The 22,564-nt window shown below is 45.4% G+C and carries 17 protein-coding genes; 14 read left to right on the top strand and 3 right to left on the bottom strand.

Annotated features, from left to right (window positions below):
• Positions 1-33: 33 nt before the first annotated feature.
• A complete protein-coding gene (locus FR741_RS08070; protein ID WP_005396188.1) occupies positions 34-732 on the bottom strand; it encodes an ABC transporter permease in 699 nt (232 codons plus the stop codon).
• Between the two features lie 6 nt (positions 733-738).
• On the bottom strand, positions 739-1,557 hold the full coding sequence (locus FR741_RS08065) for a substrate-binding domain-containing protein (RefSeq protein WP_167426582.1): 819 nt from the start codon (positions 1,555-1,557) through the stop codon (positions 739-741).
• Between the two features lie 333 nt (positions 1,558-1,890).
• Between FR741_RS08065 and FR741_RS08060 the strand changes: the two genes are divergently transcribed.
• The 3 genes from FR741_RS08060 to FR741_RS08050 all read left to right on the top strand — a co-directional run bounded on the left by FR741_RS08060 (position 1,891) and on the right by FR741_RS08050 (position 7,181).
• Positions 1,891-3,342, top strand: a complete 1,452-nt coding sequence (locus tag FR741_RS08060) for a sigma-54-dependent transcriptional regulator (RefSeq protein WP_167426581.1) — start codon at positions 1,891-1,893, stop codon at positions 3,340-3,342.
• The gene (locus tag FR741_RS08055) at positions 3,332-5,371 is read left to right on the top strand and encodes a sensor histidine kinase (protein WP_167426580.1); all 2,040 of its coding nucleotides are present in this window, start codon (positions 3,332-3,334) and stop codon (positions 5,369-5,371) included. Before FR741_RS08060 ends, FR741_RS08055 begins: the two co-directional genes overlap by 11 nt.
• 217 nt (positions 5,372-5,588) lie before the next feature.
• The gene (locus FR741_RS08050) at positions 5,589-7,181 is read left to right on the top strand and encodes an ABC-F family ATPase (protein WP_012841837.1); all 1,593 of its coding nucleotides are present in this window, start codon (positions 5,589-5,591) and stop codon (positions 7,179-7,181) included.
• A gap of 362 nt (positions 7,182-7,543) precedes the next feature.
• Here FR741_RS08050 and FR741_RS08045 read toward each other — a convergent pair whose 3' ends face one another.
• Positions 7,544-8,377, bottom strand: a complete 834-nt coding sequence (locus tag FR741_RS08045) for a formate dehydrogenase accessory sulfurtransferase FdhD (protein ID WP_005396179.1) — start codon at positions 8,375-8,377, stop codon at positions 7,544-7,546.
• A gap of 325 nt (positions 8,378-8,702) precedes the next feature.
• On the opposite strand from FR741_RS08045, the gene FR741_RS08040 reads away from it, so the two are divergent.
• From FR741_RS08040 to FR741_RS07990, 11 genes are all read left to right on the top strand, one after another.
• On the top strand, positions 8,703-9,167 hold the full coding sequence (locus tag FR741_RS08040) for a DUF3305 domain-containing protein (RefSeq protein ID WP_005396177.1): 465 nt from the start codon (positions 8,703-8,705) through the stop codon (positions 9,165-9,167).
• Positions 9,157-9,786 (top strand): DUF3306 domain-containing protein, encoded by a 630-nt coding sequence (locus FR741_RS08035; RefSeq protein WP_167426579.1) that lies wholly within the window; start codon positions 9,157-9,159, stop codon positions 9,784-9,786. The genes FR741_RS08040 and FR741_RS08035 overlap by 11 nt, the downstream gene beginning before the upstream one ends.
• A gap of 308 nt (positions 9,787-10,094) precedes the next feature.
• Positions 10,095-11,756 carry a 4Fe-4S binding protein gene (locus FR741_RS08030; RefSeq protein ID WP_167426578.1) on the top strand — a complete coding sequence of 554 codons (1,662 nt, stop codon included), beginning with the start codon at positions 10,095-10,097 and terminating at the stop codon, positions 11,754-11,756.
• Positions 11,757-11,765: 9 nt separating this feature from the next.
• A complete protein-coding gene (locus FR741_RS08025) occupies positions 11,766-12,392 on the top strand; it encodes a TorD/DmsD family molecular chaperone (RefSeq protein WP_167426577.1) in 627 nt (208 codons plus the stop codon).
• A gap of 73 nt (positions 12,393-12,465) precedes the next feature.
• Positions 12,466-12,666, top strand: coding sequence for a twin-arginine translocation signal domain-containing protein (locus tag FR741_RS08020; RefSeq protein ID WP_005396171.1), 201 nt, complete (start codon positions 12,466-12,468; stop codon positions 12,664-12,666).
• Between the two features lie 10 nt (positions 12,667-12,676).
• The gene (locus tag FR741_RS08015) at positions 12,677-15,532 is read left to right on the top strand and encodes a formate dehydrogenase subunit alpha (RefSeq protein ID WP_167426576.1); all 2,856 of its coding nucleotides are present in this window, start codon (positions 12,677-12,679) and stop codon (positions 15,530-15,532) included.
• 11 nt (positions 15,533-15,543) lie between these two features.
• Positions 15,544-16,152 (top strand): formate dehydrogenase FDH3 subunit beta, encoded by a 609-nt coding sequence (fdh3B, locus tag FR741_RS08010; RefSeq protein ID WP_005377536.1) that lies wholly within the window; start codon positions 15,544-15,546, stop codon positions 16,150-16,152.
• 14 nt (positions 16,153-16,166) lie between these two features.
• On the top strand, positions 16,167-17,219 hold the full coding sequence (locus tag FR741_RS08005; RefSeq protein ID WP_005377534.1) for a formate dehydrogenase subunit gamma: 1,053 nt from the start codon (positions 16,167-16,169) through the stop codon (positions 17,217-17,219).
• Positions 17,203-17,619, top strand: a complete 417-nt coding sequence (locus FR741_RS08000) for a membrane protein (RefSeq protein ID WP_005377532.1) — start codon at positions 17,203-17,205, stop codon at positions 17,617-17,619. Before FR741_RS08005 ends, FR741_RS08000 begins: the two co-directional genes overlap by 17 nt.
• Before the next feature lie 423 nt (positions 17,620-18,042).
• On the top strand, positions 18,043-22,107 hold the full coding sequence (locus FR741_RS07995) for an RHS repeat-associated core domain-containing protein (protein WP_167426575.1): 4,065 nt from the start codon (positions 18,043-18,045) through the stop codon (positions 22,105-22,107).
• Positions 22,076-22,561, top strand: a complete 486-nt coding sequence (locus tag FR741_RS07990; RefSeq protein ID WP_167426574.1) for an SMI1/KNR4 family protein — start codon at positions 22,076-22,078, stop codon at positions 22,559-22,561. Before FR741_RS07995 ends, FR741_RS07990 begins: the two co-directional genes overlap by 32 nt.
• The last annotated feature ends 3 nt before the right edge of the window (positions 22,562-22,564 follow it).

Below are 22,564 nucleotides of genomic sequence, written 5' to 3'. Positions count from 1 at the left end.
GGTTAATGGTGAGTCGTTTGTTTGCTTCATGTTTTATGTTCTGAGGTAGCCTTTGCCTCTCATGCTTGATAAGAAGAAGTTTAGTGCCAACGCTAAAGATAGTAATACAATTCCTAATGCAACTCCTTGCGCAAAAGCACCTTTGCTGCTTTCCATTGCGATAGCGGTCGGAATATTGCGCGTTACGCCCATAATGTTTCCGCCTACCATCATTGAGCAGCCCACCTCGGTTACGATACGTGAGAACCCTGCAATGATAGCTGCGAGTAGAGGAAAGCGGGTTTCCCAAATCATCGTAGCGGCCACGCGCGGAATGGAGACGCCTAGCGTGATGGCAGTTTCCACAGCGCGACGGTCGCTAGATTGCAATGCACCATGCATCATCGATACCAAAACAGGGAAACAGATCACCATTTGGCCGAAAATCATCGCCTTCTGAGTGAACAGCATTTGCCAGTCTCCCCAAGGGCCAGCGCGCGACAGCAACATGTACAGCAACAGGCCAATCACGACGGTAGGGACCGCTTGCAGCGTATTCACGATCGACAACAAAAACCATTTACCGCGAAAGTCGGTATACGCCAGTACAAAGGACATCAAAATAGCCGGCAATACCACTAAAGATATTGCCGTGATAGAAACACTAAAGGAGACCGCAACGATCTCCCATAAGTCTGCATCAAAATTCACCAGTAAGCGAAGCGCTTCCAGTGTTGTATCAGCAAGATTCATATTGCGTTATTTGCTCTCAGCATTCGCAACAAACAGTTGTTTACCGTTTAGGCGGAAACCATTGATAAGTTCCTGTCCGCGAGGGTTCACCAACCAATCACTGAATGCTTTCGCGCCTTGGTAGTTGATTGTTGGGTAACGCTCAGGATTAACAAGAATAACTTGGTACGGGTTAAACAGTTTTTCATCGCCTTGGAACAGAATTTCTAGATCCAATTTGTTTTGATAAGCCAACCATGTGCCGCGGTCTGTCATGGTGTAGCCTTGCATTTCAGACGCCATGTTCAGAGTTGGGCCCATACCTTGACCTACGCTGCGGTAACCGCCAAAGTTTGGTTCGATTTTAGTTTGAGCCCAGAAGCCCATTTCTTTTTTGTGCGTACCAGAATCATCGCCGCGAGAGATGAACGTTGCGTTTTTGTTTGCGATCTCTTTGAATACATCTAACACGCTTTCGTCATTTTTGATTTTTGCTGGGTCAGCTTTCGGGCCAACAATTACAAAGTCGTTATACATCAGTTTACGAGGTAGAACGCCGTAGCCTTTCTCAACGAATGCGCCTTCGGCTTTTGGTGCGTGTGTCATCACCAAATCTACGTCACCGTTTTCGCCCATTTTTAAGGCCTTGCCAGTACCCGCAGCGATAACATCGACTTTGTAGCCCGTGTCTTTCTCAAATTGTGGAAGCAGGTAATCAAGTAACCCTGAATGGTAAGTACTGGTAGTGGTTGCTAGGCGAACGTGCTCGCCATCTTGAGCGGAAAACGCAGAGTAACTTACAAGCGTGATTGACGTCGCAGCCAGAGTTAGCGCAATTTTTTTCATTTTTATGTGTTCCTTTCCAATGATTCTTTGGCTTTTCTCCCGATGCATTGGGAGAGGCCTCTTGGGCGAGAGCGATTAGTTCAAAGTGCAAGTTGTCTTAGGGTGTTGGAATAACAAACACCAACATCCTGAGGTCACTTGAATACGCCCTGTAGCCACCTTATAGCAAACAAGATGCCAACCTTTTACAAGCGAAAAGTGCTCGATTTATGCACTAAATCATGGGGTTATTTGCACAAAAGTTTGCGTTGGTACAAAATGTCGCACTTTTTGTAGGGTATCTCTGTTTAAACTTGGTACACTCTGTCCCATCCGAAGCCATCTGGGGTAAATATGTCTACTCAATCCCATATTAGTACAAACCAACAATATAACGCCTTTTCCGTACTGGTCGTTGATGATGAATTGGGCATGCAAGCCATTTTGAAAAAGGCATTGGGGAAGCTTTTCTCACATGTCGACACTGCTGGCAGCATCGAAGAAGCAGAGCAACTGCGTAATTCTCGACATTATGATCTGATTTTACTGGATATTAATCTGCCGGGGCGCTCTGGGATTGAGTGGGAAGAAGCGTTTGAAGATGACGACAAACGTGCCGATGTGATCTTCATGACGGGCTATGCGGATTTAGAGATTGCTATTCGCGCACTTCAACTTGGTGCTTCTGACTTTATCCTCAAGCCCTTCAACCTAGAACAAATGCTAAAAGCGGTCAGTCGCTGCATGGACCGACGTCTAAACGAGCGCATGCAGTACGCCATGAAGCGCGATTACCAACGTCACAATACCTCCGAGATCATCGGTGGTTCAGAGAAAACGCGTCAGCTTAAGCAGCTTATTAACCAGTTTGCACCGTCGCGTGCTTCTGTGTTGGTCGAAGGTGAGTCGGGTACGGGTAAAGAGCTGGTTGCGCGAGGTATTCACCAAGCGAGTGGGCGAACGGGCCCATTTGTGCCAATCAACTGTGGCGCCATTGCGCCAGAGCTACTTGAAAGTGAGTTATTTGGTCATACATCGGGCGCGTTTACCGGTGCAAAAAAATCTCGTGAAGGTTTGTTCCGCGTAGCAAATGGCGGCACCTTGTTCCTCGATGAAATTGGGGAAATGCCACTTGCAATGCAGGCATCATTATTGCGTGTGTTAGAGCAGCGTACTATCCGTCCTGTTGGTTCAGAAAGAGAAATCAGCATTGATGTCCGTATTGTTGCCGCCACCAACCGAAACCTGCAAGAAGAGGTCAACCAAGGCAACTTCCGCAGTGACCTGTATTACCGTTTAAACGTTCTGAAAATTGAAGTGTGTCCGCTGCGTGAGCGCAAAACCGATTTGTTTGAGCTCGTGCCATTTTTCAGCAATATGCTGACGCGGGAGCTTGGTATGCCTGCGCCAAAATGGGCGCACGAAGATATGGAAGCGATGAGCGAGTACGATTGGCCAGGCAATATTCGTGAACTGAAAAACTTGATTGAGCGATGCATTTTGCTTGGCAAACCGCCTGCGCATTATTGGCGGGAGCTAAATGGTGGACACTCATTGCCTAATGTGTCGATTACTGTTTCTCATTCTGCTGAACTACCGACGTTTAAAGAAGGTAGAGAGTTCACAGGTGAGGGGTATCCAAACAACTGGACACTGAAAGAAGTCGAAAAAGCGCATATAAAACAGGTCGTTAATTTGCACGAAGGCAACAAATCAGCCGCTGCTCGTGACTTAGGCGTTGCGCGTAAGACCTTAGAACGTAAGTATAAAGAATGGGATTCTGAGGATGAGGAATATGCCGACTAACGGCCCACAGCACAAAGGATTGTCGAAATGGACGCACCGTTTTAAAACCATGGTGCGTTATCGCTTATTATTTTTAACCTCCGCACCTATCTTCCTCACTTTGATAGCCCTGATCGGGATTACCATTTATTGGTCCATCCATTATACGTGGCAGAATGCACTGCTGGATGTCTCTGAACGTCTTGGTGTTGCGAATAACAGCGTAACGTTGTTACAGCAAAAGCAATCGAATTACGTACGTGCGTTTGCTGACTCATACGATTTTCGTATTCGCATCAATCAAGGGATACCGCAAGATGAGCTGCAAAAGTGGGTCACTGAGCAGAAGAAAAGATATGCTTTAGATTTTCTCTCTTTCCAACGCGTCAACTCGATGGAAAACAAATTCCGCTTTATGGATCTCACTAAGCGAGAATCGTTTTTTGATGTACTCAATAAAGAAGAACTCGAACGCCTCGATCCTGAACTCGCTAAACGAGCGGAAGTGCCTATTCTTGCCGATGGGGGTATGGAAGCACGTGGGCTAGTCAGTCGAACCGTGATTCCTGTGCATAGCCAAACGAATGATTTGATCGGCTTTCTTGATGGTGGTTTGCTTCTCAATAACAGCACTGTATTGGTAGATCAAATTCGCGACTTAATCTATCTCAGCGATAATGATCGCCTTCGTCCGGTTGGCACATTGACCGTATTTCTTGATGATTTGCGTGTGAGCACCAACGTTCCTCTAGACAGCGAGCATAGGTTAGGGCGCGCCATAGGCACTCGCGTGAGCGCAGAAGTGTATAACCAAGTACTTTCAAAAGGTGAGCAGTGGGTTGACCGAGCCTATGTGTATGACGCTTGGTATATTACGGCGTATCAACCGATCAAAGACCAATACGACAACGTCATTGGTATGCTTTATACCGGTTACCTAATGTGGCCATTCGTTAAAGCCTACATGACCAACATTGCAGAAATTAGCTTGATTACGGTTATGTTATTGCTGGTTTCCGGCGTGATGGTATATCGCGGTTCTTATGATCTGTTTCGACCGATCGAACGCATCCATAAAGTGGTGAAGCAGGTCCAACAAGGAAAAGAAAAACGGATTGGTCCGTTGGGATTGGATGCCGATCATGAACTTGCGCAGTTAGCCAGACAGTTTGATGATATGTTAGACGCGCTAGAAGAGCGCAAAATTGAACTGAAGAACTCCGCAGCGCAACTTGAATGCAAAGTTCAAGAGCGTACGGCAAGCCTTAGAGAAAAAACCCAAGATCTAGAGCTGCATATTCAATTGCTTAACCAAACCCGCGACAAACTCGTTGTTCATGAAAAACTGGCAGCACTGGGAGAACTCACCGCGGGGATTGCTCACGAAATCAATAACCCAACCGCCGTGATCCTTGGCAACGTGGAGTTGATCCACTTTGAGTTGGGTGACGATGCAAGTCGAGTACAAGAAGAGATTGATGCGATTCACGCGCAAATCGACCGTATTCGCAATATCACGCGCAGTTTATTGCAATACAGTCGCCAAGGTGGTGTTCAAGATGAAATCACTTGGCAACATGTCAATCCTATCATTGATGAAAGCATCACCTTGGTTAAAACGGGCACCAAGAAACGCGACGTCGAGTTTGTGACTGATCTACAAGCGCAAACGTCCGTTGAGATAAACCGTCACCACTTGCTACAAATCTTAGTTAATTTGCAAATGAATGCCATTCACGCAATGAACGGCAAAGGCACGTTAACCGTAGTCAGTGAAGACTGGATTGACGAGGGCGAAGTGAAAGGAGCCGCGATTCATGTTATTGACGAGGGTTGCGGTATTAAGCCAGAAAACTTGAATCGAATCTTCTCACCATTTTACACGACGAAGCGAGAGGGTACTGGATTGGGACTGTCGGTCTCTCAAAGTATCCTCAGCCAAACGGGTGGTGAGCTAAAAGCCGAGTCGGAATGGGGAAAGGGCAGTAAATTCAGTATTTATTTACCTAAAAAAGCCGAGCTGATCCTAGAGGTGACGAATATCGCTTAGTCACTTGTTGTAAGCATTACGGAAGAAAGAGCCAGTTATAATACTGGCTCTTTTTTGTATTCAATGACGCATTTGTGCTTGAGCTTTTTGCTTTGAAGAAGCACTGCGATGGTTTCACTAGCGATGAATTAATAAAAACAACACTTGCAGTATGTAGCATGAACAAGTACCGTTGCCCGGTTTTTCTAAATACACCCCAATTGCTAAGGTAAAGGTTTTGATCTCCACAGCGAATATTACTCAACAATTCGGCGCTAAGCCGCTATTCGAAAACATTTCAGTTAAGTTCGGCGAAGGTAATCGCTACGGCTTAATTGGAGCTAACGGTTGTGGTAAATCAACCTTTATGAAGATCCTCAGCGGCGAGCTTGAGCAAACCAGCGGTAACGTGAGTTACGATCCAAACGAGCGCGTTGCAAAACTAAACCAGGACCAGTTCGCTTACGAAGAATTTACGGTAATCGATACCGTTATCATGGGTCATAAAGAGCTATGGGAAGTGAAGAAAGAGCGTGACCGTATCTACTCACTTGCTGAAATGAGTGAAGAAGACGGCATGAAAGTGGCTGACCTAGAAGTTCAGTTTGCGGAAATGGACGGCTACATGGCAGAAGCCAAAGCGGGCGAGCTTCTTCTTGCGGTGGGTATTCCAATGGAGCAGCACTTCGGCCTAATGAGTGAAGTGGCGCCGGGCTGGAAACTTCGTGTGCTTCTAGCGCAAGTTCTATTCGCAGACCCAGACGTTATGCTGCTTGACGAACCTACCAACAACTTGGACATGGATACGATCCGTTGGTTGGAAGACACGCTAAATGCGCGTAACTGCACCATGATCATCATCTCGCACGACCGCCACTTCCTAAACTCAGTATGTACGCACATGGCGGACTTGGATTACGGTGAACTGCGCATTTACCCAGGTAACTATGATGAGTACATGACAGCAGCTTCTCAAGCTCGTGAACGTCTATTAAACGACAACGCGAAGAAGAAAGCACAAATTGCTGAGCTACAAACGTTCGTTGCACGTTTCTCAGCAAACGCATCGAAAGCAAAACAAGCGACATCTCGTGCTAAGCAAATCGACAAGATCAAACTGGATGAAGTTAAAGCGTCTAGCCGTCAAAACCCATTCATTCGTTTCGAACAGTCGAAAGAGCTGTTCCGTAACGCTCTGATTGTTGAAAACCTAAGCCAAGGTTTCGAAGAGGACTTGTTCTCAGACTTCAATGCAATTTTTGAAGTGGGTGAGCGCGTTGCGATCATCGGTGAGAACGGTGTGGGTAAAACAACACTTCTAAACACGCTTGCTGGTGTGCTTGAACCGCGTGCGGGTGAGTACAAATGGTCTGAAAACTCAAACATCGGTTACTACGCGCAAGACCACGCGCATGACTTTGCAGAAGACATGAACCTAACGGATTGGATGGGTCAATGGCGTCAAGAAGGTGATGACGAGCAAGTCGTTCGTGGTTTCCTTGGTCGTATGCTGTTTGGTCAAGACGACATTAAGAAGTCAGTAAAAGTACTGTCTGGTGGTGAGCAAGGTCGTATGCTGCTTGGTAAGCTGATGATGCACAAGCCAAACATGCTGCTAATGGACGAACCAACCAACCACATGGACATGGAATCGATTGAATCTTTGAACACCGCGCTTGAGCAATACAAAGGCACGTTGTTCTTCGTATCTCACGATCGTGTATTCGTAGACTCGCTAGCAACGCGTATTATCGAAATCCGCGATGGCAAGATCACGGACTTCAAAGGCACGTATTCTGAGTTCCTAAAATCTCGTGGCGTTGACGCGTAATTACTCGTAAAGCGTTTAAAAAGCAAAAGCCTCGCTATTTAGCGAGGCTTTTTTAATTGGTCTTAATCCTTAAACTGACCGGTTATATACGCATATATGCCGACGACACCAAATGTAATGATCATTGAGAGCATGATGCCACTGGGCGTGAGCAAAAAATTCCACAGTTGGTCATTGTCCATAGTTCACATCCTTTGTGAATGAGCTGTAGTTAGCATCAATTAAAGCAAGCGTTGTTATTGCTACAACACATGTTGCTATTTCTGACTTATATCGTTTAATTAAGCCTTCATAACGTGATGATTTACTTATCCCAATTGTTATAAGTTTACACGAATCGACGGTTTTGTATTATTTTCTCGTTAACGAGATGCACTTTCGCCTTTCACATCAAACTCAATCTTGTCGGCTCCGGTAAATACTTGGAAGCGTAAACCTTTTGCTCGCGCAATCGTCGTAATGCCAAATTGTTTCGCAAGATCTAACCCCATTTGAGTAACGCCAGAGCGAGAAAGCAGAACAGGAATGCCCATTTGGGCCACTTTAATCACCATCTCTGAAGTAAGGCGACCAGTTGTGTAGAAAATTTTATCTTCACCTGTTTCTTCTTTGAGCCACATCTCACCTGCAAGCGTATCCACAGCATTGTGGCGACCGACATCTTCCACAAATGACAATACCTCATTGCCTTTGCAAACCGCACAGCCATGCACCGCACCTGCTTTTTTGTAGGTGTCGTTGTAATGAGTCAACGCTTCCAATGCGGAATAGATTTCTGATTGTTTAAGCGGAACTTGAGGCACTTGGTAGTTCTCAAGCTGCTTCATCACGTTGCCATACATGGTGCCTTGACCACAGCCAGATGTGACGGTTTTCTTTTTCAGAGCGCCTTCTAAATGTTCGGTATTTTCTTTAGTAATTACCGCTGCGGAATGCGTTTCCCAGTCAATAATGACGGATTCAATCGCTGCTGGATCGGACAGGAAGCTTTGGTTTTTCAAATAACCTAGTACTAACGCTTCTGGACGCGAACCTAGCGTCATGAGCGTGACCACTTCTTTCCAGTTCAGCATGACCGTAAGAGGGCGCTCGCATGCGATTTGCTTTGTGAGCTTTTCGCCGTACTCGTCGTACACATCGACTTCAATGGTTTGCAGGGGATTTTCACTGGTTTTAATAATATTTGGTTTCAGCACAGTCGTGTCCTAGTGATTAAGAGCGTTAGGTTGCTACGCATTTAGCTTGCTAAGTGGTTAGCAAAGCAAATCTCGTTCCAAAATAGCGGTTCCCACAAAAATTGCGAGGTTTTATGTCAACAATGCATTAAAACTGCGAGTTCGCAGTAATGACACATCAGTACATTTGAGTTTCGGCTAGTTTGGTACTTATAGCCAGAGGACATGAATAGGCTAAGCTTTATCAGTGTGGCTCGTTTATTGCTTATAAGTCAATAAAATGGTCGAAAGTAAGGTCAAAGTGTCCTGATTGCTTTCAGACCAAAATAGAAAAACTGGGTGAGTTATGTCGGATAAGAAAGATTTCGAGAACAATTACGAGAAGACCGAAGACGCATGGCCAATTGGCGTAGAGCTTGTTGAGCATGAGATCAGTACAGGGATTTGGGTAACAACCCAATGGCAGTTGACGGGATTTGCGCTAAATCCGACGGAAGAGACTCCCGATGTTTGTCTGTTGCAATTGCACAAAGACGAACGTACAGACTACCGCTTTAACTTAAGCTCTCAGCAACCTAAACTTTTTTTAGTGATGGATAACGTCGAGTCTGGTGAAAAACCAGCGATACAGCTACTAACGGCTTCACAATCTGTCGCGGCGCAATATATGGATGGCGACAACCTTGTACTATCCAACGATATGCCGTTAGCCGTTCAGGCTTGGATGGAAGCCTTTATTGGTCGCCACGGTGAGTTGTTAGAAGTAAGACGTAAGAAACGCAAAGGAGCGGGCAGAGCAAATGGCAACTAGTTTTTTAAGCCGTTGGTCGAAACGTAAGTTAGAAGAATCTTCCCAACAGGATGAAGAGATCACGCCGATAGCAGAGACGGAGCAATCCGAAGATTGTGTCACAGCGCTTTCAAACGCTGACGAAAGCTCAGACGCTTTGAACGTCAACGAGGTTAGTCAGTCACCAGACATTACCGCGAGTGTAGAGACTGAAAAGCCCGAAGAAATGTCTGTGGCGCAACTGCTGGTTTCTGAAGCTTCAGAAAGCGTTAAGAAAGCCGCGCTGCGCAAAATGTTCTTGTCCGAAGAATTTAACGTGCGTGATGGCCTAGACGATTACGATGATGATTACAGTAACTTAAAGTCACTTTCTAAAGACGTCGCAGAGACGCTGCGTGATTGGGTTAAAGAAAAAGTGGAAGAAGAACCAAACGTTGAAACGGCGCAAGGATCTGAACTTAACGCTGACGATATCTCATCTGAAGTGGTTGAAGATGCAGAACCAAACGCCGAAAAAAGTGCCGGAATTACCCAAGATGAAAATGAACTGTATATAAATACAGTATCTGGTGAAAGTGATACTTTTGCTGAGGAATCACCGCCTAACGAGGTGAGACAAAATATACCACACAAAGAATAGGTACATTTTGACTAAACACTCAATGAACCGGCTGGGACAAAATGTCTCAACCGGTTTTTTTATCCCTACTATTTGTCGGTAAAATGTCTAACTGATTGAATTTTAATTGATATTTTATTGGCATGACATTTGCTTTTTGTTGCTCAATACCAATCTGGTTGAAGTTAGTACGGACGCACTGCGTAGTATTCATCGCCTATAGATGGCGGAATAAGAATGCTCATTGATAAGTTAATCAGCAGAATCTCCGGCGCTAACTACACTAAGAGATGGAAAAGACTATCCATGTTCATAAATGGAATTGAGCAATGCTGAAACAATTATTAGAACAAGCAACTTCCAATAACGGTAAAGCGAGGCTGTACGCTTTCGCAAATACCGTAGAGTTGACCAATCTTATTCCACCAACCGTAAGCTATGAAAGCGGCGGTAATACTTTGATTGTAGGTCCAACGGCAATCATCGAAAGTGCGGCAGCGCAATTGTCGCAAATGAACAGCCTAACGCTGCTTTCTACCGACGGCGAAAAGGGCACAAATCCCGAGCTTTACTACGCCAATTCGGTTCAGGTTTCAGGGTTCTTAGGTACGTTTGAAGTTCTCATTGAAAATCATGGTTCGACCAACAACCTTGCCAAGGTCGCGATCAATAGCGATTGTTTCGATATCGTACTCGATCTTTGCCTAAACAGCTGCATGTCGGAAGAAGTACCAGTACCAGGCTACTACCCAGTCGGTCGTGGCTATCCGAAACTGGCTGAAGCGTTGGAAGAAATTCCAACCTTGATGGGGACGTTCGATAAACCGAAATTCTTCCGTTTAGATACCGATCTATGTGCACACAGCTCTCGTGGCGTAAAAGGTTGCGAACGTTGTGTGGATGCTTGTCCGGCAGGGGCACTATCGAGTGAAGGCAGCGACAAAACGGGCCATCGCATCGAGATCAACCCATACCTATGTCAAGGCGTTGGGACTTGTGCTACAGCGTGTCCGACGGAAGCTATTCATTACGCATTGCCAAACCCCGAAGATACCCAAAAGTTTATTGAACGTACGCTCGCCAACTATGAGCAAGCGGGTGGTTTAGACCCTATCGTATTGATTTGTAGTTCTCGCCACGAGAGCTACAACGTGATGGCACTAAAAGCACTGCCAGATAACGTGATTCCAATTGTGGTGGAAGAACTGCCTTCGGTTGGTATTGATACTTGGTTCGCTGCGCTTGTGAACGGTGCCACTCAGGTGCTGTTTGCGGCTTCGCGTTTTATGCCTCAAACCATTATTCGTGTGCTTAATAGCGAAGTAGGTATTGCTCAAGAGTTGCTCGACCAGCTTGGTATCGCTAAAGAAACCATCGACATTCTGTATCTAGAGTCACTACGTGAAAGTGCTCCGACACTTTGTACCGAGTCTTTTGATTTGGCATTAGGTGATTTGCAAGGTAACAAACGTCAGCGTCTATTTACGGCGTTGGATGCGTTGTCCGCATCACGTATTCCAGTTGAGAACATTGTTGAACTGCCAGCAAACGCACCTTACGGCACGGTCTCTTGTGAAAGCAAAGATTGTACGTTGTGCATGAGCTGTGTAGCGGTGTGTCCAACACGTGCATTGCATACGGACGGTCAATCTCCGTCGCTTAAATTCGTCGAGCAAGACTGCATTCAATGTGGGCTGTGCGAGAAAGCGTGTCCAGAGAAAGTGCTGACGCTTACTCCTCGTATGAACTGGGTGAAAGAAGAACGCCAGAAAGCGGTTGTGGTTCATGAAGAAAAGGCAGCCGAGTGCATTTGCTGTCACAAGCCTTTTGCTCCGCAATCGATGATCGACATGCTGCAAAACAAGCTTCGCGGTCATTCTCATTTCTCTGATGAAGCCGCCATTAATCGCATCGCCATGTGTGAAGACTGTCGTGTGATCGACATGTTTGAGTCGATGGCTGCTGATCCAATGAATCAATTGAAATACTAGGAGCTCGCAGTGGATACACAACAAGAACAAACACTGAGAACGGACATTTATCTCGTTCTATCCGCACTTTTTCGTAGTGCGCCAAGTGATGAAATGCTGGCGTTCTTGAAATCGCTAGAAATTGAACCGTCTGAGAGCGCGATGCAAAAAGCTTGGCTCGCACTGCAACAAGCCGCGAACGAAGCGCAGCGAGAAGCGTTAGAAGAAGAATATCAAGATCTGTTTATTGGCATTGGACGTGGTGAAGTTGTGCCATTCGGATCTTGGCATCGCACTGGCTCGATGATGGAAAAACCGTTAGCGGAAATTCGTCGCGATTTGGAACTTTTAGGCATCGAACGAGAAGAGAACGTGAAAGAGCCTGAAGACCATATTTCTGCACTGTGCGAAGTGATGGCAATGCTGACGGGTGAAGAGGAAGAACTTCAACAAGCGGTGTTTAACAAACACATCGCCCCTTGGTTCCAATCTTTTACGCGCCAACTAGAGAACGCCGAAAGCGTGAACTTCTACAAGCCAGCTGCGCAGCTTTGCGATGCGTTTTTAACGTTAGAGCAAGTGCGCTTTAGCGCGAACACCAAAAGCAGTAAGAGCAAATTAAAAATTGATGTGAAAAACGTCACTGATTACGAGTAATCGAGCAGTACTTGGTCATATCGATAGAGAGGCATGAGTCTCCAAAGATCTACCGTAAGGTAAGGAAGCAATGATGAAAGATAATAAAGAAATAAACACAAGCCGTAGGGATCTCCTAAAAGGCTTCACAACCGCTGCCGTTGCTGGTGCTGTTGTTGCGGGAACCACAAAAGTGGCCGTTGCTTCAGAAACGGTTGAGCCTTCTGAAAAAGACGTGAAGAAGAAAGGGTATCGTGAAACTCAACACATTCGCGATTACTACGACACACTTTAGGAGATAACGGATGAAACTTGTCAAACGCTCCGACAGTGTGAGCAAAGAAACGAACCAGCTTGGCGTATCTCGTCGTGCATTCATGAAAAACACTTCGCTTGCCGCTGGTGGCGCAGTGGTTGGTGCTAGTCTATTCGCACCGGGAATGATGAAAAAAGCGCAAGCAAAATCAGTCGATCCAGAAGCGAAAACAGAAGTAAAACGTACTATCTGTTCTCACTGTTCAGTGGGTTGTGGTATTTACGCAGAAGTTCAAAATGGTGTTTGGACGGGGCAAGAGCCTGCATTCGACCACCCATTTAACGCCGGTGGTCACTGTGCAAAAGGCGCAGCATTGCGTGAACATGGTCACGGTGAGCGCCGTCTTAAATACCCAATGAAGCTTGAAAACGGTAAGTGGAAAAAGCTTTCTTGGGATCAAGCGATCGAAGAAATCGGTAACAAAGTGATGGACATCCGCAAAGAGTCTGGCCCTGATTCGGTTTACTTCTTGGGAAGCGCAAAGCACAGCAACGAACAAGCGTACTTGTTCCGCAAAATGGCATCACTTTGGGGCACTAACAACGTTGACCACCAAGCGCGTATTTGTCACTCAACAACCGTGGCGGGTGTAGCAAACACTTGGGGTTACGGTGCGATGACCAACTCTTTCAATGACATGCACAACTGTAAGTCGATGCTGTTCATTGGTTCAAACCCAGCTGAAGCACACCCAGTAGCGATGCAGCACATTCTGATCGCGCAAGAGAAGAACAACTGTAAGATCGTCGTAGCGGATCCTCGTCGTACACGTACGGCAGCAAAATCGGATCACTATGTCTCACTTCGTCCTGGTTCTGACGTTGCATTCATTTGGGGTGTGTTGTGGCACATCTTCGAAAACCAATGGGAAGATAAAGAGTTCATCCGTCAACGTGTATTCGGTATGGATGAAATCCGTGCTGAAGTGGCGAAGTGGACGCCAGCAGAAGTTGAGCGCGTAACAGGCGTAAGCGAAGACGACGTTTACCAAACAGCAAAACTGCTTTCTGAAAATCGCCCAGGCTGTATCGTTTGGTGTATGGGTGGTACTCAGCATACTACCGGTAACAACAACACACGTGCTTACTGTGTGCTTGAGCTAGCACTTGGTAATATTGGTAAATCAGGCGGCGGCGCAAACATCTTCCGTGGTCACGATAACGTACAAGGCGCAACCGACCTTGGCGTACTTTCTGACACGCTACCGGGCTACTACGGCCTTTCTGAAGGTGCTTGGCGTCATTGGTCAAAAGTGTGGGAAATCGATTACGAATGGATTAAAGGTCGTTTCGATGACAACGCTTACGGTGGTCAAAAACCAATGCACAGTGCAGGTATTCCTGTATCTCGTTGGGTGGATGGCGTACTGGAAAACAAAGACAACATTCGTCAACGCGAAAACATCCGTGCAATGTTCTACTGGGGTCACGCAGTGAATTCTCAAACACGTGGTGTTGAGATGAAAAAAGCGATGCAGAAGTTGGACATGATGGTGATTGTGGACCCATACCCAACTGTTGCTGCGGTAATGAACGACCGTACCGACGGCGTGTACTTGCTTCCTGCAACAACACAGTTTGAAACATACGGCAGTGTTACCGCTTCTAACCGCTCTCTACAATGGCGTGATCAGGTGATTGAACCTTTGTTCGAATCAAAACCTGACCATGAAATCATGTACCTGCTTTCGAAGAAACTGGGCTATTCAGATCTTCTGTTCAAAAATATCCGTGTTGAAAACAACCAGCCGGTGATTGAAGACCTAACGCGTGAATTCAACAAAGGCATGTGGACGATTGGTTACACAGGCCAAAGCCCAGAGCGTTTGAAAGCGCACCAACAAAACTGGCATACGTTCCACAAAACCACATTGGAAGCGGAAGGTGGCCCTGTAAACGGTGAAACCTACGGTCTGCCTTGGCCATGTTGGGGTACACCGGAAATGAAACACCCAGGCACGCACATTCTGTACGATACGTCTAAGACGGTTGCAGAAGGTGGCGGTAACTTCCGTACGCGCTTTGGTGTGGAATTTGAAGGCAAGAACCTACTTGCTGAAGACAGCTATTCTAAGGGCTGTGAAATCAAAGACGGTTACCCAGAGTTCACTGACAAGTTGTTGAAACAACTTGGTTGGTGGGACGATCTAACTGCTGAAGAGAAAGCGGCAGCAGAGGGTAAAAACTGGAAGACTGACCTTTCTGGCGGTATTCAGCGTGTCGCGATCAAGCACGGTTGTATTCCATTTGGTAATGCGAAAGCGCGTGCGATTGTTTGGACGTTCCCAGACCGCGTACCACTGCATCGTGAACCACTGTACACACCACGTCGTGACCTTGTAACGGATTACCCAACTTGGGATGACAAAGATGCAATCTTCCGTGTTCCTACGTTGTATAAATCAATTCAAGAGCAAGACAAATCGGGCGAGTACCCAATCGTTCTGACTTCAGGCCGTCTGGTTGAATACGAAGGTGGTGGTGAAGAGACGCGTTCAAACCCTTGGCTTGCCGAGCTTCAACAAGAAATGTTTGTTGAAGTGAACCCGAAAGACGCGAACGATCTTGGCTTCAGAGATGGTGATGATGTTTGGGTTGAAGGTGCAGAGAAGGGACGAATCAAGGTGAAAGCGATGGTAACACGTCGTGTGAAACCTGGCTTGGCGTTCATTCCGTTCCACTTTGGCGGTAAGTTCGAAGGTGAAGACCTACGTCCTAAATACCCAGAAGGCACACAGCCTTACGTTGTTGGCGAATCGGCTAACACGGCAACCACTTACGGTTACGACCCGGTTACCTTGATGCAGGAAACCAAAGTAACCCTATGTAACATTCGTAAAGCGTAAGGAGTCTGACAATGGCACGAATGAAATTTCTATGTGACACCAAACGCTGTATCGAGTGTAACGGCTGTGTTACTGCATGTAAGAACGAAAACGATGATGCTCTTGAATGGGGCATTCAACGTCGCCGCGTGGTAACACTGAACGACGGTGAAGCTGGTGAAAACTCCATCTCTGTTGCTTGTATGCACTGTACCGATGCGCCTTGTATGGCAGTTTGTCCAGCAGACTGTTTTGAACATACCGAAGACGGCATCGTTCTTCACAATAAAGATCTGTGTATCGGTTGTGGTTACTGTTTGTTTGCTTGTCCGTTTGGCGCACCTCAGTTCCCTAAACAAGAAGCGTTTGGTGAACGTGGCAAAATGGATAAATGTACTTTCTGTGCGGGCGGCCCAGAAACAGAGCCTGGCTCTGAGGAAGAGCGCCAAAAATACGGTGCGAACCGTATCGCAGAAGGCAAGTTACCAATGTGTGCATCGCTTTGTTCAACAAAAGCGCTGCTTGCGGGTGACGCAGAGAAAGTCTCTGACATTTTCCGTCAACGTGTGGTAGAACGCGGCGCGAAAAACGCAGGTTGGACAGACGGAAACGATCTTTCTTACGATGCGACGAAAAGCTAAGTAAGGAGAGGCACATGTTAAACACGCTTAAACGTGCGTCTCTAGCAATGCTGTCAATGATGACGGCATTGCTGCTGACTTTCGCAATGCCTGCTTCAGCAGAGGAACAATCTTCTAAAGTTATTCAACAGGAGATCACGCAACTCGCCGGGGCAGACTATTGGCGCGAAGTCAGAGAGGGGCAAGAAGGCTACACCACGTCTCAATCGCCAGAACATGGCGTATTGATCAGTAAACCTGGTGAGACTTGGTACATTCTAAAAGAGAAATGGATGTCTCCTGCTGGTGCTGTCGCGATTTTCGGCAGTATTGCAATGGTAATCATGGCTTACGTATTCGTTGGTCCTTTGATGCTTAGCAAGCCGCGTACTGGTAAAAAAATGAAGCGTTGGTCTCGTTTAGACCGCGCGCTTCACTGGAGTATGGCGTTTACATTCTTAACGCTGGCATTCAGTGGTTTGATGCTGGTTTACGGTAAGCACTTCTTAAAACCGTACGTTCCTACTGAGTTCTGGGGCTTTATCGTCATGTTGGCGAAGCAGTACCACAATTACATGGGACCATTGTTCTTCATTTTACTGATGCTCGTGCTCTTTAAATGGTGGCGCAAGTCGATTCCAAACATGACAGATGTTCGTTGGTTTATGAAAATGGGCGGCATGGTTGGTAAACACAAAGGCACACATCCGTCAGCTGGTTTCTCAAACGGTGGTGAGAAGGCAATCTATTGGTTATTGATCTTCTTTGGTGCTATCGCGGCAGTGAGTGGCTTAGTTCTAGATTTTCCTATCTTTGGCCAAACTCGCCGTGACATGGAGCTTTCTAACTTAGTTCACGCGATTTCGGCGCTGATTCTAATCTGTGGCTTTATCTTCCACATCTATATTGGTCTATTCGGTATGGAAGGTGCGCTAGAAGGCATGGTGACAGGTGAAGTTGATGAAACATGGGCGAAAGAGCATCACGATCTTTGGTATGAAGAAGTGAAATCCAAAGAAGCAATGGGCGAAACAGATACGGCACAAACGGAAGTAAAAGGAGCGAAAGCGAATGAACAAACCTCATAACGGGATTTGGGTTGCGTACATCCTGAGCTGTCTGACCCCGTTTACGTTTCTGATCTCAGGCGTTATCGCAATTATCTATGCGGGTTACCGATTAGATAAGGGAGAAGACAGCGACGTAGTGATTTCTCATTACTACGGTTTAATTCGCACCTTCTTTCTCTACCTGACGTTTTTTGTTGTGTTGATCGTCACCGTCGCGACTTCTAACGGTGTACTCGTTGGCGTGAGTGATTATTGGTTGCATAGTACTTTGCTTGAAACCATCGCTTACTTTATTCCTTGGGTAGGGATGGTGTTTGCTGCATTAGCCATCTTGGTGTGGTTTATGCGAATGTTTCAAGGGATGCAGCAACTGCTCAATAACCAACCACACAGACCATCGACAGGTCCAAACCTTTAATCAGTATTCTTTAAGCAAAACCGCCGTAATAGGCGGTTTTTTTGTTGCTGTTTTGTCTCAAATATGAAGCGTTGAGTCGCAGTGGTGATACTTGATGCAACTTATTGAGTGAATTTACGTAACTGGGCAGAAAATCATAGTTAAGTAAGAAACATGTAAAAAAATCGCGTCACGATGAGACATTAGTCTCACTCACGCTATTGTTCATTTACTCAGGATTCATCGTCCCGTTAAAGTACGCTGCGCTCAGAAATTCAAAGAGTTGCATACGTGAAAATTGCCATCAATACATTCAGTCTACGCATACAGAGGAATCTCTATCGGAGGATGTTTGATTAAGGCATCTTGCTCTCACAAATAAAAAGAGCAAAACGAGCATTAAATGATGCGGCAAGGTAAGAAAAGGACAAACACGTTACGGCTATGATCCCTCAATTCGTCATTCCTATCACGAATCGCTTTGGCGAAAGTTATCACTTCTCTGGTCAGTTACTTACTAGCGGCGAACCTAAAACATTCGTGACCAAACAAGAGGCAATAGAGTTTCTTGAGAGCTTTGGTGAGCTTGACCTTCGCTCTGTCGAGGACTTGTTCTATGCGATTGGTCAATTCAAGCCAAACATACCTGACGGTGAGCTTACTTCCCAACACTATAATTCAACGTTTGCCAATGCTTTGGTGAACGGTGACTTGCATGTCGCTCGAATTTTGCCGACCGGAGAAAACTACGCACTCTCCTCTGCGGTTACGCCTCCACCGACTCAAAGTACCGTCAATGCAAAGCCATCGAAGGGAAAGGGGAAGTCGAATAAAAAGAGTGGAAGAAGTGCCGCATCTGCTAAGCCTCAACAACAAAGTAGCGAAAAACATGAGAAAGCCGGTGATCCTGTATCACTTGTGACGGGTGAAGAAATTCTCGAACTCTATGATATCGCGCTACAACAAGGTACTACTTGGCAGCGTACTTATCGCTCTTCGCAGTCGGATGTAAATCATGGAATGGGCTTTGGTTGGAGACATGCATTTCAGTTTGAATTGCACGAGAAGACGGACGAGAAAGACAACGTTATCGCTTGGGAGTTTGTTGACGATAAGGCAGATATCACAGAATTTGAGCCAGTAGATACTGGAGCAACAAGTTACCAGATATACGCTGGTGCGAGCTGTTATTTCCTAAATTCAGCAACTCGGATCGTGACGCTCGCTAATGGGCATCAATATCGATTTGAACAGAAAGATGATAGTTGGCTTGTTAAACAAGTCAGAAATGGCACGTTTTCAACGTTTCAACTGCAGTATTCTCGAAACCATCGATTGATCGAGATCGCATATAACAAGCGTTCGGTTCTTGAATGTCAATATGATAAGCAAGGACGCCTTGTAGAACTGCTTAATGCAAAGTCCCAAAAAGTTCTGACAACTTATACCTATGATGAGCACGATGATTTGGTCAGTGCAACTAATCATTTGGGCTTAAAGGAACAATATCAATATAGCGGTCATTTAATTGTTAAACGTGTACGACCAACTGGCTTTACTCATTATTTTGAATGGGATGGCGAAGGTGCAAAAGCGAAATGCATCAGAAACGTTGGGGACGCAGGAATTTATGACTATCGCTTCCATTTTCAGGGAAATCATTCTTCTTATTCTGACTCGTTAGATCATCAATGGTCTTTCTTGCATGACGAGCAGGGTAACTTACTCGAGAAAATAAGCCCCACAGGTAAAACTTGGCGATGGCAATATGATGAATTAGGACGAAAAGCACAAGCTATCTATCCTGATCAGTCAACGGTCAATTATCAATATAATCAGCATGGTCAATTAGTTTCTAAGTTTCATTCCTCTGGCAAAGAAGTTCAATATGGTTATGACGGCTTAGGTAAGTTAGTTAAAACGGTTTCACCTGACGGGGATATCGAGAAGGCTTACTACAATAGCCTCGGTCAAAGAGTTTGGGATACCGATCAGTTCGGCTGTGTCACGGAATATGATTACGATAAACACGGTCAAGTCGTCAAAAAAGAGTCTGAAGATGGTAAGAAAAGTCAGTGGTGGTGGGATGAACAACAAAGACTTATCGCGAATGAAATAGACGGTACATTACTTCGTTACAGCTACAACGAAGAAGATCTAGTGAATGGCGTCGCTTATCCCGATGGGTGCATTGCTCAACTCGCTTATGATCAATTTGGCAGGCGTACATCGGTTAGTTATTTTAACGACGACGACAAAGTCGGTTATAGCGAAGAATATTCTTACGATGAGCACAGCCGTGTTGCTCAGATTCGAACTCCAGCAGGCATTACCTCGTATCAATGGGAAGCACTCGCGCAACAAGAAGCAGTCATCTTTCCCGATGGCAGTCATATATCTTATGAATACGATCAACAACGTAACCTGACTAAATTAGTTCGGAGTGACGGCTTAGAATTCGAATTTCTGTATGACGATGAAGGCCAGCTATCAGGAACTGTTGGGTTTGATAATCTACAAAGCCAATTTGATTATGACGATATGGGGCGGATCCATCGTAAGCAAGTCGCCGATAGGACTGTGCTGTATCGCTATGACGCTGCGGGTTACCTCAAGCACGTCAAAGCAGGAAATGGTAGCAGTATTGTAGAGAACCACTTCAATTATACGCTTGGTGGTCGACTTACTTTCGCATCCAATCGCCATCAAACATTGCAATACCAATACTCTTCATTCGGGCATTTAACAAAGCGCATTCAAGGTCAGTTTGAGATAGCGCAGGAGTTTAACAGAGTTGGCCAACGCGTATCTCAGGTACTGCCAGATAATACGGAGCTGAACTTCTCTTACGATCGATATGGGCGTTTTTCAGCGATTCGGTTTGGAAACCTAGATTTACCTCAAATCAAATTTCATTACGATGAAATGGGACGAGTTTCCCAAATTGAAACGGCACATTTTAATGAGCGCATCATTTATGATGGTGTTGGTCGTTTGGTCGAACAACATTGGCCTGATAGAGAGAAAAAGTACGTTTACAATGCGCAAAACCGTATTTCATCAATCATTGATAATACGGCAGGAGCAACACACTATCAGTACGATGCCTTAGGGCAACTGAAACGAGTCAATGCTTCCGGAGAAGTGACTAAGTTTGAATACGATAGTTTTGGCAATCCTACTTTGCCATCTTCAGAGGTATTCGCTGATCGTATTGAAGTGCACGATAATGTCCGGTTCAAATATGACGCGCAAGGAAATCAGACAAAACGTGAGGGGCAAGGACACGTTCAGACTCGCGTATTTGATGCGTTAAATCAGCTCATTGAAGTTCACACCGACGATGGCATCAGTCAATATGAATATGATGCTCTAGGGCGTAGAACGAAGAAAATTACACAAAAAGGCGTTACAGAGTTCTTGTGGGAAGGTGAACGTTTAATTGGTGAACGCTCTTCAGGTGCTTTCCGCTGGTACCTATATCAACCAGAAACCTACACGCCAGTGGCACTGCTAGAAAATGACGTTATTTATTGGTACCAGTGCGATCAAGTTGGTAAACCAGAGGGACTGATCGATTGCGAGGGGAATGTTGTATGGAGTGCCAGCTACGATGCTCACGGCTTTGCTCATGTACATATTGAAAAAGTAGTAAATCCACTGCGTTTTCAAGGGCAGTACTTCGATCAAGAAACCGACTTACACTACAACCTCGCTCGGTATTACGATCCTAAGCTAGGACGCTTTATCCAACAAGATCCGATATCTATTGCTGGTGGCATTAACCATTACCAATATGCAGTCAACCCTATCCAGTGGATTGATCCAACAGGCTTCTTGTGTGAAGAAGGGCTAAAACGCTTACAACAAATGCTGGCTGAGTATCAGGCGCAAAATAACGTTCCCCAAGAGGTTTGTGATCAGATTTTAGAAGCTGCAAAAGAGTCATCCGTCGGAGAAGATGGCGTTCGCTCGCAAGTCAAAATCCGAAAACCCAATGGTAAAAACAATATTCGATATGAATACGATTTAGACCATATTGATTGCGAGAAAAATGAAATTACTTTTTATCGTCATATAAATTATTCTGACGGTTTCAAACGAGAATTCCGACATGCTATCAGTATAAATGACTTTGTTAATGCACATGTATCTGGAGAAATAAAAAGTTTAGTTTTTACGAAGAGAGGTTTTCCTACTAAATCCCATAAAAGAAGCGTCGATGAAGTTAACCTACTAAGAAAAGAGTTTGAGAGCATCAAACCCGAATTTGTTCGTTGTTACGCGAATACAAAAGAGGCAGCGAAGCGTTTTACTTCAAAGCAGTTGGTCAAAATGATTAAATCAGGAAGACTTCCCGACGGATTTATCATTCACCATAAGACCCCTTTGTTTCGGGGAGGGGATAACTCGTTCGATAACTTCAGGGTAATGAATTCCAAGTTTCATCAGAAGTACAATAAGCGATTGCACTGGTATGATGAAGGCAAAAACATTTATCAAAAATAGAGTTTTAAATATGAGAAGCTTAGACGTAATGCTCGATCAATTCACCGAAAAGGAAGGGTTTGAATGCTTTGGAGAGTTGAATGACGTATCAATTCATGAAATGGAAAATAAGCTAGGAGTATCCTTTCCGGAGCCATATAAAGTTTTTCTAAGGAAATATGGTTACGTTGAGTGGTTTGGTCATACGATTTATGGATACTCCGAAGATGAGGACTATCTTACAGTTGAGCGTACTCTTGAACTTCGCGAGGATGAGATACCGAGTGATTTTGAGAGAATACCACAAAACGGTTGCGTATTAGAGAGCTATGCTGGAGGTGGCTACTACTTTTTATTTTCAAATGAATCAGAAAGGTCGGGACAAGTAGCCCTTTTTATTGATGAATTGTTTGGTAAAGAAGCCCAATCATGGGCAACATTTGAGGCATTTTTGGAATATATGCTCAGCCTTTGATTT

It is taken from the genome of Vibrio diabolicus, assembly GCF_011801455.1.
GTDB lineage: Bacteria > Pseudomonadota > Gammaproteobacteria > Enterobacterales > Vibrionaceae > Vibrio > Vibrio diabolicus.
Note: the sequence above shows the minus strand (reverse complement) of the source record. Positions and strands in the feature narration are given on the sequence as shown.

Coding starts and splice junctions, on each gene's coding strand:
- FR741_RS08070 (WP_005396188.1), bottom strand. CDS start 732: ATGAATCTTGCTGATACAACACTGGAAGCGCTTCGCTTACTGGTGAAT.
- FR741_RS08065 (WP_167426582.1), bottom strand. CDS start 1,557: ATGAAAAAAATTGCGCTAACTCTGGCTGCGACGTCAATCACGCTTGTA.
- FR741_RS08060 (WP_167426581.1), top strand. CDS start 1,891: ATGTCTACTCAATCCCATATTAGTACAAACCAACAATATAACGCCTTT.
- FR741_RS08055 (WP_167426580.1), top strand. CDS start 3,332: ATGCCGACTAACGGCCCACAGCACAAAGGATTGTCGAAATGGACGCAC.
- FR741_RS08040 (WP_005396177.1), top strand. CDS start 8,703: ATGTCGGATAAGAAAGATTTCGAGAACAATTACGAGAAGACCGAAGAC.
- FR741_RS08035 (WP_167426579.1), top strand. CDS start 9,157: ATGGCAACTAGTTTTTTAAGCCGTTGGTCGAAACGTAAGTTAGAAGAA.
- FR741_RS08030 (WP_167426578.1), top strand. CDS start 10,095: ATGCTGAAACAATTATTAGAACAAGCAACTTCCAATAACGGTAAAGCG.
- FR741_RS08020 (WP_005396171.1), top strand. CDS start 12,466: ATGAAAGATAATAAAGAAATAAACACAAGCCGTAGGGATCTCCTAAAA.
- FR741_RS08015 (WP_167426576.1), top strand. CDS start 12,677: ATGAAACTTGTCAAACGCTCCGACAGTGTGAGCAAAGAAACGAACCAG.
- fdh3B (WP_005377536.1), top strand. CDS start 15,544: ATGGCACGAATGAAATTTCTATGTGACACCAAACGCTGTATCGAGTGT.
- FR741_RS08005 (WP_005377534.1), top strand. CDS start 16,167: ATGTTAAACACGCTTAAACGTGCGTCTCTAGCAATGCTGTCAATGATG.
- FR741_RS08000 (WP_005377532.1), top strand. CDS start 17,203: ATGAACAAACCTCATAACGGGATTTGGGTTGCGTACATCCTGAGCTGT.
- FR741_RS07995 (WP_167426575.1), top strand. CDS start 18,043: ATGATCCCTCAATTCGTCATTCCTATCACGAATCGCTTTGGCGAAAGT.
- FR741_RS07990 (WP_167426574.1), top strand. CDS start 22,076: ATGATGAAGGCAAAAACATTTATCAAAAATAGAGTTTTAAATATGAGA.